The organism is Bradyrhizobium sp. CCGB20 (genome assembly GCF_024199855.1).
GTDB lineage: Bacteria > Pseudomonadota > Alphaproteobacteria > Rhizobiales > Xanthobacteraceae > Bradyrhizobium.
Genome location: NZ_JANADN010000001.1, coordinates 7,399,993 through 7,414,118 on the forward strand (window position 1 = coordinate 7,399,993; position 14,126 = coordinate 7,414,118).

General features: G+C 64.1%; 15 protein-coding genes. 11 read left to right on the forward strand and 4 right to left on the reverse strand.

Features of this window, described 5'->3' with window-relative positions:
* Positions 1 to 2: 2 nt before the first annotated feature.
* Both NLM15_RS34770 and NLM15_RS34775 read left to right on the forward strand, forming a co-directional pair.
* A complete protein-coding gene (locus NLM15_RS34770) occupies positions 3 to 854 on the forward strand; it encodes a carbohydrate ABC transporter permease (RefSeq protein WP_028147670.1) in 852 nt (283 codons plus the stop codon).
* 75 nt (positions 855 to 929) lie between these two features.
* Entirely contained in the window at positions 930 to 2,021 is a 1,092-nt protein-coding gene (locus tag NLM15_RS34775) for an ABC transporter ATP-binding protein (RefSeq protein WP_254122427.1), read from the forward strand.
* 128 nt (positions 2,022 to 2,149) lie between these two features.
* Here NLM15_RS34775 and NLM15_RS34780 read toward each other — a convergent pair whose 3' ends face one another.
* Together NLM15_RS34780 and NLM15_RS34785 are read right to left on the reverse strand one after the other, a co-directional pair.
* Positions 2,150 to 2,509: a hypothetical protein gene (locus NLM15_RS34780; RefSeq protein ID WP_254122428.1), complete on the reverse strand. Its 360-nt coding sequence runs from the start codon at positions 2,507 to 2,509 to the stop codon at positions 2,150 to 2,152.
* A 98-nt stretch (positions 2,510 to 2,607) separates the two neighbouring features.
* Positions 2,608 to 3,588, reverse strand: coding sequence for a Spy/CpxP family protein refolding chaperone (locus NLM15_RS34785; RefSeq protein ID WP_254122429.1), 981 nt, complete (start codon positions 3,586 to 3,588; stop codon positions 2,608 to 2,610).
* Positions 3,589 to 3,615: 27 nt separating this feature from the next.
* Between NLM15_RS34785 and NLM15_RS34790 the strand changes: the two genes are divergently transcribed.
* On the forward strand, positions 3,616 to 4,077 hold the full coding sequence (locus NLM15_RS34790; protein ID WP_254122430.1) for a hypothetical protein: 462 nt from the start codon (positions 3,616 to 3,618) through the stop codon (positions 4,075 to 4,077).
* Here NLM15_RS34790 and NLM15_RS34795 read toward each other — a convergent pair.
* A complete protein-coding gene (locus NLM15_RS34795) occupies positions 4,046 to 5,470 on the reverse strand; it encodes an FAD-binding oxidoreductase (protein WP_254122431.1) in 1,425 nt (474 codons plus the stop codon). The genes NLM15_RS34790 and NLM15_RS34795 overlap by 32 nt on opposite strands.
* 84 nt (positions 5,471 to 5,554) lie before the next feature.
* Between NLM15_RS34795 and NLM15_RS34800 the strand changes: the two genes are divergently transcribed.
* On the forward strand, positions 5,555 to 6,049 hold the full coding sequence (locus tag NLM15_RS34800; RefSeq protein WP_254122432.1) for a thioesterase family protein: 495 nt from the start codon (positions 5,555 to 5,557) through the stop codon (positions 6,047 to 6,049).
* Positions 6,050 to 6,203: 154 nt separating this feature from the next.
* Here the strand turns inward: NLM15_RS34800 and NLM15_RS34805 are convergent, their stop codons facing one another.
* Positions 6,204 to 6,377, reverse strand: a complete 174-nt coding sequence (locus NLM15_RS34805) for a DUF1328 domain-containing protein (RefSeq protein WP_018319670.1) — start codon at positions 6,375 to 6,377, stop codon at positions 6,204 to 6,206.
* Between the two features lie 240 nt (positions 6,378 to 6,617).
* Between NLM15_RS34805 and NLM15_RS34810 the strand changes: the two genes are divergently transcribed.
* The 7 genes from NLM15_RS34810 (at position 6,618) to NLM15_RS34840 (ending at position 13,104) form a co-directional block, all read left to right on the forward strand.
* Complete coding sequence (locus NLM15_RS34810) at positions 6,618 to 9,245, forward strand: ATP-dependent helicase (RefSeq protein ID WP_254122433.1); 2,628 nt, start codon at positions 6,618 to 6,620, stop codon at positions 9,243 to 9,245.
* A gap of 8 nt (positions 9,246 to 9,253) precedes the next feature.
* Entirely contained in the window at positions 9,254 to 9,538 is a 285-nt protein-coding gene (locus NLM15_RS34815; protein ID WP_254122434.1) for a type II toxin-antitoxin system HicB family antitoxin, read from the forward strand.
* An 88-nt stretch (positions 9,539 to 9,626) separates the two neighbouring features.
* The gene (locus NLM15_RS34820) at positions 9,627 to 10,043 is read left to right on the forward strand and encodes a hypothetical protein (protein ID WP_254122435.1); all 417 of its coding nucleotides are present in this window, start codon (positions 9,627 to 9,629) and stop codon (positions 10,041 to 10,043) included.
* Positions 10,043 to 10,699, forward strand: coding sequence for an OmpA family protein (locus tag NLM15_RS34825; RefSeq protein ID WP_254122436.1), 657 nt, complete (start codon positions 10,043 to 10,045; stop codon positions 10,697 to 10,699). The genes NLM15_RS34820 and NLM15_RS34825 overlap by 1 nt, the downstream gene beginning before the upstream one ends.
* Before the next feature lie 153 nt (positions 10,700 to 10,852).
* A complete protein-coding gene (locus NLM15_RS34830) occupies positions 10,853 to 11,389 on the forward strand; it encodes a DUF962 domain-containing protein (protein WP_254122437.1) in 537 nt (178 codons plus the stop codon).
* A 29-nt stretch (positions 11,390 to 11,418) separates the two neighbouring features.
* The gene (locus NLM15_RS34835) at positions 11,419 to 12,450 is read left to right on the forward strand and encodes an NAD-dependent epimerase/dehydratase family protein (protein ID WP_254122438.1); all 1,032 of its coding nucleotides are present in this window, start codon (positions 11,419 to 11,421) and stop codon (positions 12,448 to 12,450) included.
* A gap of 27 nt (positions 12,451 to 12,477) precedes the next feature.
* Positions 12,478 to 13,104: an isoprenylcysteine carboxylmethyltransferase family protein gene (locus NLM15_RS34840; protein WP_254122439.1), complete on the forward strand. Its 627-nt coding sequence runs from the start codon at positions 12,478 to 12,480 to the stop codon at positions 13,102 to 13,104.
* The last annotated feature ends 1,022 nt before the right edge of the window (positions 13,105 to 14,126 follow it).

Sequence of the window (14,126 nt, forward strand, 5' to 3'; positions counted from 1 at the left end):
CCATGATCGAAGGCGCAAGGTGGCGAAAGTGGGTGTTCTTCTACGTCCCTATGACGTTGTTCCTGCTTTTCCTGCTGTTCCCGTTTTACTGGATGGTAATCACCTCGGTGCGGCCGGACGGCGAGCTTTACCGCCCCTGGAATTCGAGCAACTACAATCCGTTCTGGACCTGGAAACCGACTTGGGATCATGTCAGGTACCTGTTCGAGGAGACGCTGTTCGCATCCTGGCTATGGAACACGACGTTCATCGCGCTCGCATCAACCGCCATCTCGCTCGTGTGCGGTGTGTTCGCCGGCTATGCTCTGTCGCGGCTGAACTTTCCATTTGCCGGCAGCCTGGGCACCGCCATCTTCATTACCTATCTGGTGCCTCAGACGCTGCTGTTCATTCCGCTGGCAGAGATCATACGCAACTATCGGCTGGGTGACACGCCTTGGTCATTGATCCTGACCTATCCAACTTTTCTTATTCCATTCTGCACCTGGATCATGATGGGCTACTTCAAGGCGGTACCCAAGGAGCTCGAGGAATGCGCGCGCATTGACGGCGCCTCGCGCTGGCAAGCGATGCTCTACATCGTCATCCCGGTGGCGATCCCGGGCATCCTCTCGGCCGGCATCTTTGCTTTCACGCTGTCCTGGAATGAGTTCATCTATGCGCTCGTCTTCCTGTCCTCGCCAGAGCAGAAGACTGTGCCGGTCGGCGTCACATCGGAGCTGATCCGCGGCGATGTATTCTACTGGGGGCCGCTGATGGCTGGGGCCCTGCTTGGATCGATACCAGTCGCTATCGCATACTCGTTTTTCGTCGAGCACTACGTCGCGGGACTGACCGGATCGGTGAAGGGCTGACAGCACCACGGTCAAGGGAATTCGAAAGCGCGCATGCAGACTGCGCATAGCCCCTTGGGAGGCAGGTGGAAGCGAATGGGCCAGGTCGTCCTCAAGGGGATCAACAAGTTTTTTGACAACGTGCACGCTGTCAAAGACGTCAATCTTCAGATCCGCGACAAAGAGTTCATGGTGTTCGTCGGCCCCTCTGGCTGTGGCAAGACGACGACGCTCAGGATGATCGCCGGGCTCGAAGCGATCAGTTCCGGCGATATCTCCATCGACGGCAACGTGGTCAATGAATTGGCGCCCATGGACCGCGACATCGCCATGGTGTTCCAGAATTATGCCTTGTACCCGCATATGACCGTGTACGACAACATGGCGTTCGGCCTGAAGATGCGCAAATTCGAGAAACCCGAGATTGACAAGCGCGTGGTGGAGGCAGCTGACGTGCTCGGCATTGGTGAATTGCTAACGCGCAGGCCACGCCAGCTCTCAGGCGGTCAGCGCCAGCGCGTGGCGTTAGGCCGTGCTATCGTGCGCCACCCCCGCGTGTTCCTGTTCGACGAGCCGCTGTCGAACCTCGATGCCAAGCTGCGGGTGCAGATGCGCGTTGAGCTGAAAAAGCTACATCTGCGTCTCGGCACCACAGCCATTTACGTTACTCACGATCAGGTCGAGGCTATGACGCTGGGTGACCGGGTCGTCGTCATGAGAGACGGCGTGGTGCAGCAAGTGGGGGAGCCGCTCGAACTCTACAATCATCCCTCCAACAAGTTCGTCGCCGGCTTCATAGGCTCCCCAGCCATGAATTTCGCGGCCGTTACGGTGACCGAGGCGAACGGATCGCTGATTGCCGAGAACTCCGGCCTGCGCATCAAGCTGCCGGACGAGACCGCGCAGCGGCTGCGCGGCCGTATCGGGCGCAAGGTCATGCTCGGCGTGCGGCCAGAGGATCTCACCGTGGCGGGTAGCGCTGATCTTGGCCACCCATGCTTCGATGCTGTGATTGAGGTGGTCGAGCAACTCGGCTCGGAAATCCTGCTCGATATGAAGGTCGGCGAGAGTATCATGGTGGCGAGCGTCGAGCCGACCGCGAGGGTGAGGGTGGGCGACAAGCTGCGCGTTGCCATGCGGCCTTCCAGGCTTCATGTTTTCGACGCGCAGACCGAGGCGGCCATCTGACGCCAGCAGAGGATCAATTCCACCGGCGAGCGGGAATTCGCCTTCCTGTCACCGGCTTCGATGACGCCCGGAGAGCGCGATGGCACTTGGCTCGTTGCCGGGCATACCGGATTTACGAGTACACGCCCCTAGGCCAGCGTGGGATGGTCCCGCTGCACGGTCTCACGGATCCAGCTGGCGTGGATCGCGCGAAACAGGATCTGCGCGGTCTTGATGTCGTCCGCCCTCATGCAGAGATCGACGATGCGATGGACGGCGGCGTCGCGCATCAATCCATCCGAGATCTTCATGGCGATTTCCATCGCCACCTTGGCCGCGCGCTCGTACCGCTCGCTTTCGCGTGTGTCGTTGCGCGCCGAACCTGCCGCGCTGACGGCTGCGGCGTCACAGATCGCGCGGATGCGCTCGGCGGCCTCGATGTCGCCGAGCGGGCCCTGAGGGGGCTGGTCCCAAACATCCGCCGGCTTCGGCCTCGCAAACCACTTCATCGTCCCCCCACCCGTGGTCTTCAAGACGCGCGCACAATATTGGACAAGATCGAGATCGGCGATCCGGTTTTTTCCGCCATGCCTGGCTTGCCGCGCGCTCAGGACGTGCGCCTCGGCCCGATGGCCTCGAACTGCGCCTTCTGCTCGTCATTCAGCGTGGCGTAGAAATCCTCCAGCGCCGCGCGAACCGATTTGACGCCGTTCAGCATCACGTCGAGCCGCTTGCGGATCGCGACCATGCGCGCCGGCGGCGTCATCACGTCGTTGGGCTGGCAGGCCGCCTTGAGCGATGCGCTGGCCTTGGCGCTGGTATCCTGGAGCACCTGCAGCGCAGCGCGCTGGGTGTCGTCGGGGTGAAGCCTGGCCTCAATGTCGGCGCCGGGCCATTCGAGTGCGGCAGATGCTCCGCAAGTCTGGACCAGCGATCCACCGGCACTGCTGGAAGCCGTCGCGCGGCGCTGATCCTCGGCCAGCGCATTGAAGCGCGCCTTCTGCTCGTCGGTGAGCGAGCCATAGAATTTATCCAGTGCGGGCTGAACGAGATCGACGGCTTTCTCCATCGCCTCGACGCGCTGCTGCATCGCCGCGAGCCGACCGGGCGCCGTCGCCGCGACCTGCGTCGGGCAGGACGCGCGGATCAGCCCTGCGGCGTCGATCGAGGCATTGCCGAGATCGTCGAGGCTTGCGCCTTGCGCGTCCGTCGGCTGCACGGCGGCTGCGATCTGGTCGATCGGCAGACCGACGATGTCGCGGCGGTCGCTGCCGCAGAGCTGATCGAGCGCGACGCCTCGCGCTTGCCGTCGTCCTTGCGGACGTTGCGGCAGATAGGCCGAAAGACCGTCATAGCCATAAGGCCCGAAGATGCCGGCATAGATGTCCGGATAGCCGTAGCCCCAGAAGCCGACACCGTCGCCCCAGATCGTGTAGTCGTAGAGGTCGTTATAGGCGAACGGCCAGAACAGCGGCCCGACCCAGCCGTAGCCGCCGCCCGTATGTTGCCACCATCCGCTGCTTGCGCCATGCCAGCCGGCGAGTGCGGCAGCGGCCGCGATCTGCGCCCGCACCCCCGGATTGCTCATCAGCCGGCCGTTGCGGAAGGCGGCGGAGTGCGCGTTGAAGGCATTGCGGAAATGCGCGGGACGGACGCCGGCATTGCGGATCTGACCGAAGTTCGGGCCACCACGTCGGGCGCCCGCTGCGAACCGCCCGCCATGATGCCCGAAGCCATGCGCGTGTCCGAAGCCATGATGGCCAAAATGGCCACCGCCGTGATGACCACCTCCGTGATGACCACCACCGCCGTGATGGCCACCGCCATGCCCGCCTCCGTGCCCACCACCATGGCCGCCACCGTGCCCGCCCTTGCCCAGAGCCGTACCGGCCAGCATGCAGGCAAGCGCCATCACGGCAATTCCAACGATCGGTCGCAACATCGCATCCTCCCGCAAAGCCGCGCCAATAAGGCATCGGAAATTGTCGGGAATTGGAACCAGCGCGGCCGCCGAAAGTTCCGCGACCGCGACGCGGCAGGCCACGCTAGCCTTCCGGCACAATCTTGCCGGGATTGAAGATGTTGAGCGGATCGAGCGCTTTCTTCAAAGCCCGCATCGCGTCGAGCGCTTCGGGGCCGAGTTCCGCCTTGAGATATTTCTGCTTGCCCTGGCCGATGCCGTGCTCGCCGGTGCAGGTGCCGTCCATCGCCTGCGCGCGCTCGACCAGGCGATGCATGAATTCCTCGCCGCGCGCCATCTCGGCGGCATCGTTGGTGTCGCAGACCAGCGAGCAGTGGAAATTGCCGTCGCCGACATGGCCGACGATCGGCGACAGCAAATTGAGGCGCTTGAGGTCTTCCTCGGTCTCGCTGACGCAATCGGCGAGCCGCGAGATCGGCACGCAGACGTCGGTTGCAACCACGCCGATGCTGTCGCCGGGCCGCAGCGCCTTCACCGACCAATAAGCGTCGTGCCGCGCCTGCCACAGTTTCGTGCGATCCTCCGGCTTGGTGGTCCAGGAGAAGTCGCCGCCGCCGCAGTCCTTTGCGATCTCGCCGAAGGCCTTGGACTGCTCGCCAACCTCGACCTCGCTGCCGTGGAATTCCATCAGCAGCAGCGGCGTCTCCGGCAGCGTCAGCTTCGAATAGGCATTGCAGGCTTTCACCTGCGCGGCGTTGAGCAGTTCGATGCGCGCCACGGGAATGCCGGTCTGGATCGCCAGGATGACGGCCTGACAGGCCCCGTGCACGGTCTCGAACGATACCGCGCCGGCCGCGATCGTATCGGGGATGCCGCGCAGGCGAATGGTCAGTTCGGAGATGATGCCGAGCGTGCCTTCGGCGCCGACGAACAGATGCGTCAGGTCGTAGCCGGCGGATGATTTCTTGGCGCGCGTGCCTGTGGTGATGATCTCGCCGTCGCCGCGCACCACCTTCAGCGCCAGCACGCTGTCGCGCATGGTGCCGTAGCGCACCGCGTTGGTGCCGGAGGCGCGGGTCGAGGCCATGCCGCCGAGCGAAGCATCCGCGCCGGGGTCGATCGGAAAGAACAGGCCCTGGTCGCGCAGATGTTCGTTCAGCGCCTTGCGGGTGACGCCGGGCTGGATCACGCAGTCGAGGTCCTCGGCATGCACCGCGAGCACCTTGTTCATGTCGCGCAGGTCGATCGAGATGCCGCCGGCCGGCGCATTGACCTGGCCCTCGAGCGAGGTGCCGGTGCCGAAGGGAATGACGGGGACGCCGTTTTTGGCACAGATCCGCACCACGTCCTGGATGTCGGCGGTCTCCTGCGCCATTACCACGCCATCAGGCGGCTGGTTGACGATCCATGTGGTGGTATGGCCGTGCTGCTCGCGCACGGCCTGCGAGGTGATGAGGCGGTTGCCGAAGCGTGCGGCAAGCTGCTCCAGCGCGCTTGCAAGGGCTTTCGGCTCCGGCCGCGGCGGATTATTGGTGATGGTCGTACCCACGGACATTCCTCCCGACAGAAGAACCGTGGCAAAGGACATCTCACCGGTCAAGTCAAGCGACCGGACGCATAGCAGGAAGGACACATGCCGGAGACCGCCGCTGCCGAACCGTTCCGCGCCTCGATCATGCAGATCGAGCCGCAATGGATCGACTATAACGGCCACCTCAACATGGCCTATTACAACGTGATGTTCGACCGCGCGATCGACCAGATGTGGTTACAGCTCGGGATCGGGCCGGGCTACATGAAGGAGCGGGGCGGCTCGACCTTCACTGCCGAATGCCATGTGCGGTATTTGCGCGAAATCCACCTCGGCGACCCCGTGCAGGTGTCGGTCTGGCTGCTCGAAGCCGACGACAAGCGGCTGCACACGTTCCAGGAGTTGCGGCACGCGACCGAAGGCTGGCTGTCGGCGACCTCGGAAAACATGTCGCTTCACATCGACATGGGATCGCGAAAGGTGGCGGCCTTTCCGCCGGATATCCGCGAGCGCATTGCAGCCGTCGTCGAGGCCCACAGCGCCGTCCCGCGGCCCGAGGGCATCGGCCGGAACGTGGCGATGCCCCCGAAGCGGTAGTGCATGATCCACTTCAACGCCTCATCCTGAGGAGCCCGCGAAGCGGGCGTCTCGAAGGATGCAAGGCCACAGTCGGGCCTCATGGTTCTCTATGCTATGCGAAGCATCGTCCGGGAGACGCGCTTCGCGCTCCTCACCATGAGGGACTGATACGCTATACCCTGTTGCGGCCGCGCGCCAAGCCAACCACGGCCGAGACCAGGAACAGTACGACCGCGATGAAGAAGATGATCTTGGCGATCTCGATCGAGGCGCCGGCGATGCCGCCGAAGCCCAGAATGCCGGCGATCAGTGCGATAACCAGAAACGTCACAACCCAGCCTAGCATGGTCAAATCCTCGTCTTGATGTCTGTTCTTGCGTCGGCGCGGCTGGCCGCGCCACCTGCCCAGACAATCTCGACGCGGGAACGATGGTTCCGGCACATAGAACGGTGAAATTCGCGCTTCTCGCTGGAACAAATCGGCCCGCCGCGCACGTGGAAAACCCCGCCCCGGCGCCCCATATAGGCACCAATCCCTGTTAAGAAGGCTCCCTCCCGCCACCCCGCGGTGCCAACGTGGGGCCAAATGATTCGCATGACCGAGCCGAGCAAGATCACGTCCCAGAGCGTCCCCGACCACCAGCCCGCGGCCGGCGGCATCGCCGCGCGTGCGCGCGCCTCGGTGGGCCCGAAATATCTGTCGGGGCTCAATCCCGAGCAGCGCGAGGCCGTGGAGACGCTGGACGGCCCGGTTCTGGTGCTGGCCGGCGCCGGCACCGGCAAGACGCGTGTGCTGACCACGCGCATCGCCCACATCCTCAGCCAGGGTCGCGCCCGCCCCGCCGAGATCCTGTCGGTGACCTTCACCAACAAGGCCGCGCGCGAGATGAAGCACCGGCTCGGCCAGATGCTCGGCCACGCGGTCGAAGGCATGCCGTGGCTCGGCACCTTCCACTCCATCGGCGGCCGCATCCTGCGCACCCATGCCGAGCTGGCGCAGCTCAAGTCGAACTTCACCGTGCTCGACACCGATGATCAGGTTCGTCTGCTCAAGCAGCTGCTGCAGGCCGACAACATCGACGACAAGCGCTGGCCGGCGCGCATGCTGGCCGGCCTGATCGACGGCTGGAAGAACCGCGGCCTGACGCCGTCGCAGGTGCCGTCGGGCGAAGCCGCCGTCTTCGCCAACGGCAAGGGCGGCAAGCTCTATGCGAGCTACCAGGAGCGGCTGAAGATATTGAACGCCGCCGATTTCGGCGATCTGCTGCTGGAAGACATCCGCATCTTCCGCGAGCATCCGGATATCTTGCGGCAATACCAGCAGCGCTTCAAATTCATCCTGGTCGACGAATATCAGGACACCAACGTCGCGCAGTATCTGTGGCTGCGGCTGCTGTCGCAGGCGCCGGCCTCTCCGTCCTTCGCCTCTCCCCGCTTGCGGGGAGAGGCCGACGCGCTCGGCAGCGCAATTGCGCGCCAGAGCGCGGCGGGTGAGGGGGACTCTCCAAGCACCGAGCTCGCCGAGACTCCCCCTCACCCCGACCCTCTCCCCGCAAGCGGGGCGACGGAGCAGAAGGGCCCCACCAAGAACATCTGCTGCGTCGGCGACGACGACCAGTCGATCTATGGCTGGCGCGGCGCCGAGGTCGACAACATCCTGCGCTTCGACCACGATTTCCCCGGCGCCAAAGTGATCCGGCTCGAGCGCAATTACCGTTCGACCGGCCACATCCTCGCCGCCGCCTCGCATCTGATCGCGCACAACGAAGGCCGGCTCGGCAAAACGCTGCGCACCGAGGACCATGACGGCGAGAAGGTCACGGTGACGGGCTCGTGGGATTCAGAAGAGGAAGCCCGCGGCATCGGCGAGGAGATCGAGCAGATCCAGCGCAAGGGCGAGAAGCTCAACGAGGTCGCGATCCTGGTGCGCGCGTCCTACCAGATGCGCGAGTTCGAAGACCGCTTCGTCACGCTCGGCCTGCCCTATCGCGTCATCGGCGGTCCGCGCTTCTACGAACGCGCCGAAATCCGCGACGCGCTGGCTTATCTGCGCGTCATCAATTCGCCCGCCGACGACCTCGCCTTCGAGCGCATCGTCAACGTGCCCAAGCGCGGCCTTGGCGACGCCACCGTGCAGATGCTGCACGACCACGCTCGCAAGCGTCGCATTCCGCTGTTCGAGGCGGCACGCGCGGTGGTCGAGACCGACGAGCTGAAGCCGAAGGCGCGCGGGTCCTTGCGCGACGTCGTCGCCCAGTTCGACCGCTGGCGCGCCCAGCGCGAGGTCACCGCGCACACAGACTTGGCCCAGATCGTGCTCGACGAGAGCGGCTATACCGAGATGTGGCAGAAGGACCGTTCGGCGGACGCCGCGGGCCGGCTGGAGAACCTGAAAGAGCTGGTGCGCTCGATGGAGGAGTTCGAGAACCTGCAAGGGTTTCTGGAGCACATCTCCCTGGTGATGGACCGCGACAGCGGCGCCGACGAGGACGCGGTGTCGCTGATGACGCTGCACTCGGCCAAGGGGCTCGAATTCGACAACGTGTTCCTGCCCGGCTGGGAAGAAGGCCTGTTCCCGAGCCAGCGCACGCTGGACGAACAGGGCCGCGCGGGGCTGGAAGAAGAGCGCCGGCTCGGCCATGTCGGCCTGACCAGGGCACGGCGCCGCGCGATGATCTATTTCGCGACCAACCGCCGGATCCATGGCACCTGGTCGACCACGATCCCGTCGCGCTTCCTCGACGAATTGCCGGCCGCCAATGTCGAGATCACGGAATCCAAGGGTGGCTCGGCCTGGGGCGGCACCGGCGGCTATGGCGCCTCGCGTTTCGACGATATGGAGGCGTTCGGCTCGACCTATTCGACGCCGGGCTGGCAGCGCGCCCAAGCCAACCGTAATCGCGGTGGCGGCCGCAGCGGCGGTGGCGACAGAAGCGGTGGTTTCGAGGAAGAAGCCTCGACATTCTCGTCTTCCTCATCATCCGGACCCGATTTCGGCAGCTTCTCCTCGCGCCGCCGCGGTCCGCTGACGATCGAGGGCGAGCTGGTCGCGAAATCCACCGGGACGACGTCGGAATTCTCACTCTCCGACCGCGTCTTCCACCAGAAATTCGGCTATGGCCGCGTCACCAAGATCGACGGCAACAAGCTCACCATCGCTTTCGACAAGGCCGGCGAGAAGAAGGTCGTGGACAGCTTTGTGCAGCGGGCCTGAGGCCCGATATGGCTCAATACGTTGCCATCATCGAGGACACTGACCCGGACGCCGTCAGCTTGTGGTTTCCCGACCTGCCCGGCTGCATTTCCGGCGGCGACGATCTCGACGAGGCCCTGGAGAGTGCGCCCGAGGCACTCGCGTTCTATGCGCAGGAGCTGATCGCGGACGGCCGCCAGCTTCCCCCGCCGCGGACGCTGGACCAGCTCAAGGCCGAGCCTGAATTTGCCGACGACCTCAGCATACACACGGTCGCCCTGATCGAATGGCCTCCCCTCGCCGACACCGAGTGAGGACTGTTCGCCGCACTGACCGACCGTTCGACGGTTCTGGTCCGAACAGCCCTTGACCACCGCGAACTTCCCCGTATCAGATGCACCCATGGTCCGGGGCTCCATCACACTGATCTTGCTGACATTGGGGATGCCGTCGCTTGCGGCGGCGGAGACCATGAGCTTTGGCGATTCGATCGGGCTGCTGGCCAGGAGCTGCGGTGCGGAAATCGTCGCCAATTGCCGCGGCGTCAACCCGGACTCGACCCGCCTGAAGGAGTGCCTGTCGCGCAACCGCGACGTGCTCTCCCAGCAGTGCGCGAGCGACTATCTCGGCGCCTTCGACGCCATCCAGAAGCGCGTCGCCGCGCGCGTCACGGTGGCGAACGCCTGTCAGCGCGAGATCGTCAAGGTCTGCGGCGGCTCGACCAAGGAGACCAGCAAGTCGATCCCCTGCCTGGTCTCGACGCCCAAGGGCATCAGCAACAACTGCCTGAAGGCCGTCGACGACGCGGGGTATCGCTGATGCGCGCGTCCAGAATTGCCATCACGCTCAGCCTGGCCCTGCTCGCGAGCGCAGCAAGCGCGCAGACGGCGGCGCCGACCCGTGACGACATCGTCGGCAAGCTCAACCATTTCGAACAGGCCGGCGAGGTCGATCTTCCCGCGCTCAAGCAGCAGGTGATGGAGCGTGCCAAGGCCAGGATCAAGAACGATCCCGGTCCGGTGAACCGGCCGCTCATCGCGCCTGACCTGGCCAGCCTGCCCGCCTTCAACGCGCAAATCCAGTTCGACGCCGACACGCCGATCATCCAGCCCGCCTCCTACCAGACCGTCGGCCGCATCGCGGACGCGCTGGTTCATTCCTCGCTGCTGCCCTACACCTTCCTGATCGTCGGCCATGTCGAATCAAATTCGAAGACGCGCGAGGCCAACGCCATCCTGAGCCAGCGCCGCGCCGACGCGATCCGTGACGTGCTGGTGAACACGTTCAAGATCTCGACCAAGCGGCTGCATCCGATCGGCCTCGGCGAGGAGCAGTTTCTCGACCGGGCCAAGCCGACCTCGGCCGCCAACGGCCAACTGCAAATCCTGACCTACGCCAAGCTGCCGGAGGAGGCGCCTGCGCATCCGGCCTCAGCGCCTGCACCTGCGGCGAAAAAGCCCGCCAAGAAGCGCTGAGCGGGAGCGCTTCGGCAGCTGGCGGAACCCCTTGAAGTCCTGACCGTTTTGCGACCTGTCGGAAGCGCAACAGCCATGCTTTGCGCGACACGCGGGCCGGTTTGTGCACTGCCCTATCAGGTGCTATAGCCTGTTCTCGCCCTTCCCGACCCCATGCTGCACGAGACCGAGATGGCCAGTTATTTTCAACGCCAACTGGCCGACTACGTCGAATATCATCGCGATCCCTGGAACTGCGCGATGCACGTGGTCGGTATCCTCCTGCTCTTCACCGGCGCCGTGCTGCCGCTGACCCTCGTGCATTTCCCCGTCTTCGGGATCGAGGTGAGCCTTGCGGTGATTCTGGCCCTGCCGGTGCTGGTGTACTGGCTGATGCTGGATGCCGGGGTCGGGCTCGGCATCCTCGCCGCGATGGTCGTGCTGCTTTCGGTCGCAACCGCGATTGGCAATCAGGTCTCGATCGTCATGATGTGGTCGATTTTTGCGGTGCTGATCGGCATTGGCGTCGCGGCGCAGATCGTGGGCCACAAGGTTTTCGAGGAACGGCAGCCGTCGATGGTCGACCACCCCACGCATTTCCTGCTTGGACCGATGTTTGTCATGGCGAAATTATTCATTGCATTGGGCTTCCGTCGCGACCTTGCCGCGATTCTGGCGCCTGTTCCGACTAATTCCCTTTCAACCCGATAGCTCTAGAAGCGAAACAGCAAACCTTCTGCATGGCTCTCGTACTGGTTACCGGTGGCAGCGGCTTCATCGGACATCATCTCGTAGAAGCGCTCCGCGCCCGTGGGCAGCGGGTGCGGGTTCTCGATGTTCGTCCGCCGGCCGCGGCGAACGCCGACGTTGAACATGTGCACGGTTCGGTGCTCGACGCCGCCGCCGTCGATGCGGCGGTCGCGGGCGTCGATCAGGTCTATCACCTCGCCGGCCTGCCCGGCATGTGGGTCGCCAACAAGCAGGACTTCCACGACGTCAATTGCCGCGGCACCGAGGTCGTGCTCGCAGCCGCGATGAAGCGCGGGGTCTCGCGCTTCCTGCACTGCTCGACGGAATCGATCCTGTTCCGCTATTCCGACCTCAATGGCGTTGCCGCCGAAGAGGCGCTGCAGCCGGCCGATGCGATGCCCGGCGCCTACACGCGCTCGAAGTCGCTCGCCGAGCATCACGCCGCGAAGGCCGCGGCCGCGGGCTTCCCGCTCGTGATCGGCACGCCGACCATGCCGATCGGCGCTGCCGACCACAATCTGACGCCGCCGACGGCGATGCTCTGGTACTTCCTCCAGAAGAAGGTGCAGCCGCATCTCAACTTCCTGGTCAACCTCGTCGACGTGCGCGACGTCGCGATGGGCCTCGTGCTGACCATGGAGCGCGGCCGCCTCGGCCAGCGCTACATCCTCGGCGGCGATTGCGTTCCGCTCGGCAACATCCTGCGGATGATGTCGGCAATGAGCGGCCGCCGGCAATTCCCGGTCGTCGTGCCCGGCAAGATCGCCGAGCTGTCCGCGATCATGCTCGAATCCATCTCCGATCGCATCACGCGCCGGCCGCCCAACGGCACCGCCGAGGGTGTGCGCATCGCACTGGCCGCAAGCGACCTCTCGATCGGCAAGGCGCGCACCGAGCTCGGCTACTCGCCGCGCCCGATCGAACCCGTGCTGCGTGAAACCATCACCCATCTGCTCGCCCGCAATGGCCAGCAGCCCTCCGGCGCCATCAAGCATCACGCGCTCTCCTCGCGCGCGGGCTAAGGCCGCCGCCTAACGCAAAGAACCTTCATGTCCTTCGATTTCAGCAAGCTTCTCTCCGTGGCCTGGGGTGGCTGGACCACGACCTGGCCGACCGAACTTCTGGCCCTGATCTGGGTCGCCTTTCTCGCCAGCTGGGTCGGCGCCTCGTTCTGGCAGGGACGGACGCAGAAGCAGGTCATGACGCTGGAGTCGCAGCAATATCGCCTGCCGATCCTGGTCGGCGGCATCCTGTACACGCCTTTTATTGCGGAGATCCTGGGCTTAAAGCCCCTCTGGGTGCTCGGCAACACCGGCATCGCCATCGCCGCGCTGCTCTCGGTCGCCGGCATCGCCTTCGCCTGGTGGGGCCGGCTGCATCTCGGAAAATTCTGGTCCAACACCATCACCCACAAGGAAGACCATCGCGTCATCGATACCGGACCCTACGGTTTCGTGCGGCACCCGATCTACACCGGGTTGATCTTCGGCATGCTGGTGACCGGCGTTGCGATCGGCCTGGTGACGACGATCCTCGGCGCCATCCTGATCTCGCTCGGCATGTGGCAGAAGGGCCGGATGGAAGAGGTGTTTCTGTCCAAGGAGCTCGGCGAGGATGCGTACGGCGCGTACTGCCGCCGGGTGCCGATGATCATCCCGTTCCTGTCGCCGCGCTGAAGCGTCCCGAAGGCGCAGTCCCTGCCGTCCGCTTTCTCTGCACGACGTTACTGCTAGTGTGGGACTTGCGCTCGATCCAAGCGCTTGCTTGTCAGCCAAGCAAGCGACAATACGAAATATCTCGCCGGACGAGAGCAGATCTGCGAGGGCATCCGCCTAGCCGGGGTGCCAAAGGAGTGATGTCCGTAAACTGACAACACTGCGGAGAGCCTATCATGCAGTTGTCAAAGGTCGCTGCGTTGGCGCTTGTTGCTAGCTGTCCAAGCCTACTGTCCGTATCTCGGGCGGGGGCCGCTTCTGAATGCTCAATCTCAGGGACACTAGCGGATTGGGGCGAGAACTCGACGGCCGACATTGACCTCACGTCCGGTGGAAGTTGCCAATTTCCAATCAAGATGCGCGGCACCTTGAGTAGCGCGGACATCTCTCAAAAGCCGTCACACGGCAAGCTGAAAAGGCTCAACCTGTCTACGTTCGAGTACAAGGCGAAGGCCAAATATAAGGGGAGCGATACTTTTGCCGTCAGAGCAACGGGTCAGGGCCCGACGGCTTCCGGCACGTCGGTAATCACTGTGCACGCGACGATCAAATAGCGTTCCGCGCATCGATCGCGTGGTGAACGCGTAAGCGACAGCCACGCGATGTCTCGCGCCAATGGCAACACAATGAGAAGGGACCATCGGAGCGACCGATGGTCCCAAACGCTTCAAAGGTTCTTCGTTAGCAAAAGCTTTGCTGTGTCTTGCCAAGTTTGGCTGCGAGCAGACTTGGCGGGCTGCCTGCAGGGTTGATGCTCGCTTTACGCTGGCCTTCTGGACCCTGGCCTCTTTGACGCTGGCCTTACGGACACTGGTCCCGTCGGACACTGGTTGCCATCGGCTCTGGTCAGGTCGGCGCTCGTCGCTCTCGGCGCTGGATGGTGCGAGAAACCGGCTCGATCAACCAATGCCAATTGAACTGCCACCCCAACAAATAGTCCAGGTGTTGTTGTCTGTTCCTCTCGAAGAAGTTTGGGTTAGCGA

What these genes read in the sequence shown, in the direction of transcription:
- NLM15_RS34770 (WP_028147670.1), top strand. Translation starts at nt 3, where the DNA reads ATGATCGAAGGCGCAAGGTGGCGAAAGTGGGTGTTCTTCTACGTCCCT.
- NLM15_RS34775 (WP_254122427.1), top strand. Translation starts at nt 930, where the DNA reads ATGGGCCAGGTCGTCCTCAAGGGGATCAACAAGTTTTTTGACAACGTG.
- NLM15_RS34780 (WP_254122428.1), bottom strand. Translation starts at nt 2,509, where the DNA reads ATGAAGTGGTTTGCGAGGCCGAAGCCGGCGGATGTTTGGGACCAGCCC.
- NLM15_RS34785 (WP_254122429.1), bottom strand. Translation starts at nt 3,588, where the DNA reads ATGAGCAATCCGGGGGTGCGGGCGCAGATCGCGGCCGCTGCCGCACTC.
- NLM15_RS34800 (WP_254122432.1), top strand. Translation starts at nt 5,555, where the DNA reads ATGCCGGAGACCGCCGCTGCCGAACCGTTCCGCGCCTCGATCATGCAG.
- NLM15_RS34805 (WP_018319670.1), bottom strand. Translation starts at nt 6,377, where the DNA reads ATGCTAGGCTGGGTTGTGACGTTTCTGGTTATCGCACTGATCGCCGGC.
- NLM15_RS34810 (WP_254122433.1), top strand. Translation starts at nt 6,618, where the DNA reads ATGATTCGCATGACCGAGCCGAGCAAGATCACGTCCCAGAGCGTCCCC.
- NLM15_RS34815 (WP_254122434.1), top strand. Translation starts at nt 9,254, where the DNA reads ATGGCTCAATACGTTGCCATCATCGAGGACACTGACCCGGACGCCGTC.
- NLM15_RS34820 (WP_254122435.1), top strand. Translation starts at nt 9,627, where the DNA reads ATGGTCCGGGGCTCCATCACACTGATCTTGCTGACATTGGGGATGCCG.
- NLM15_RS34825 (WP_254122436.1), top strand. Translation starts at nt 10,043, where the DNA reads ATGCGCGCGTCCAGAATTGCCATCACGCTCAGCCTGGCCCTGCTCGCG.
- NLM15_RS34830 (WP_254122437.1), top strand. Translation starts at nt 10,853, where the DNA reads ATGCTGCACGAGACCGAGATGGCCAGTTATTTTCAACGCCAACTGGCC.
- NLM15_RS34835 (WP_254122438.1), top strand. Translation starts at nt 11,419, where the DNA reads ATGGCTCTCGTACTGGTTACCGGTGGCAGCGGCTTCATCGGACATCAT.
- NLM15_RS34840 (WP_254122439.1), top strand. Translation starts at nt 12,478, where the DNA reads ATGTCCTTCGATTTCAGCAAGCTTCTCTCCGTGGCCTGGGGTGGCTGG.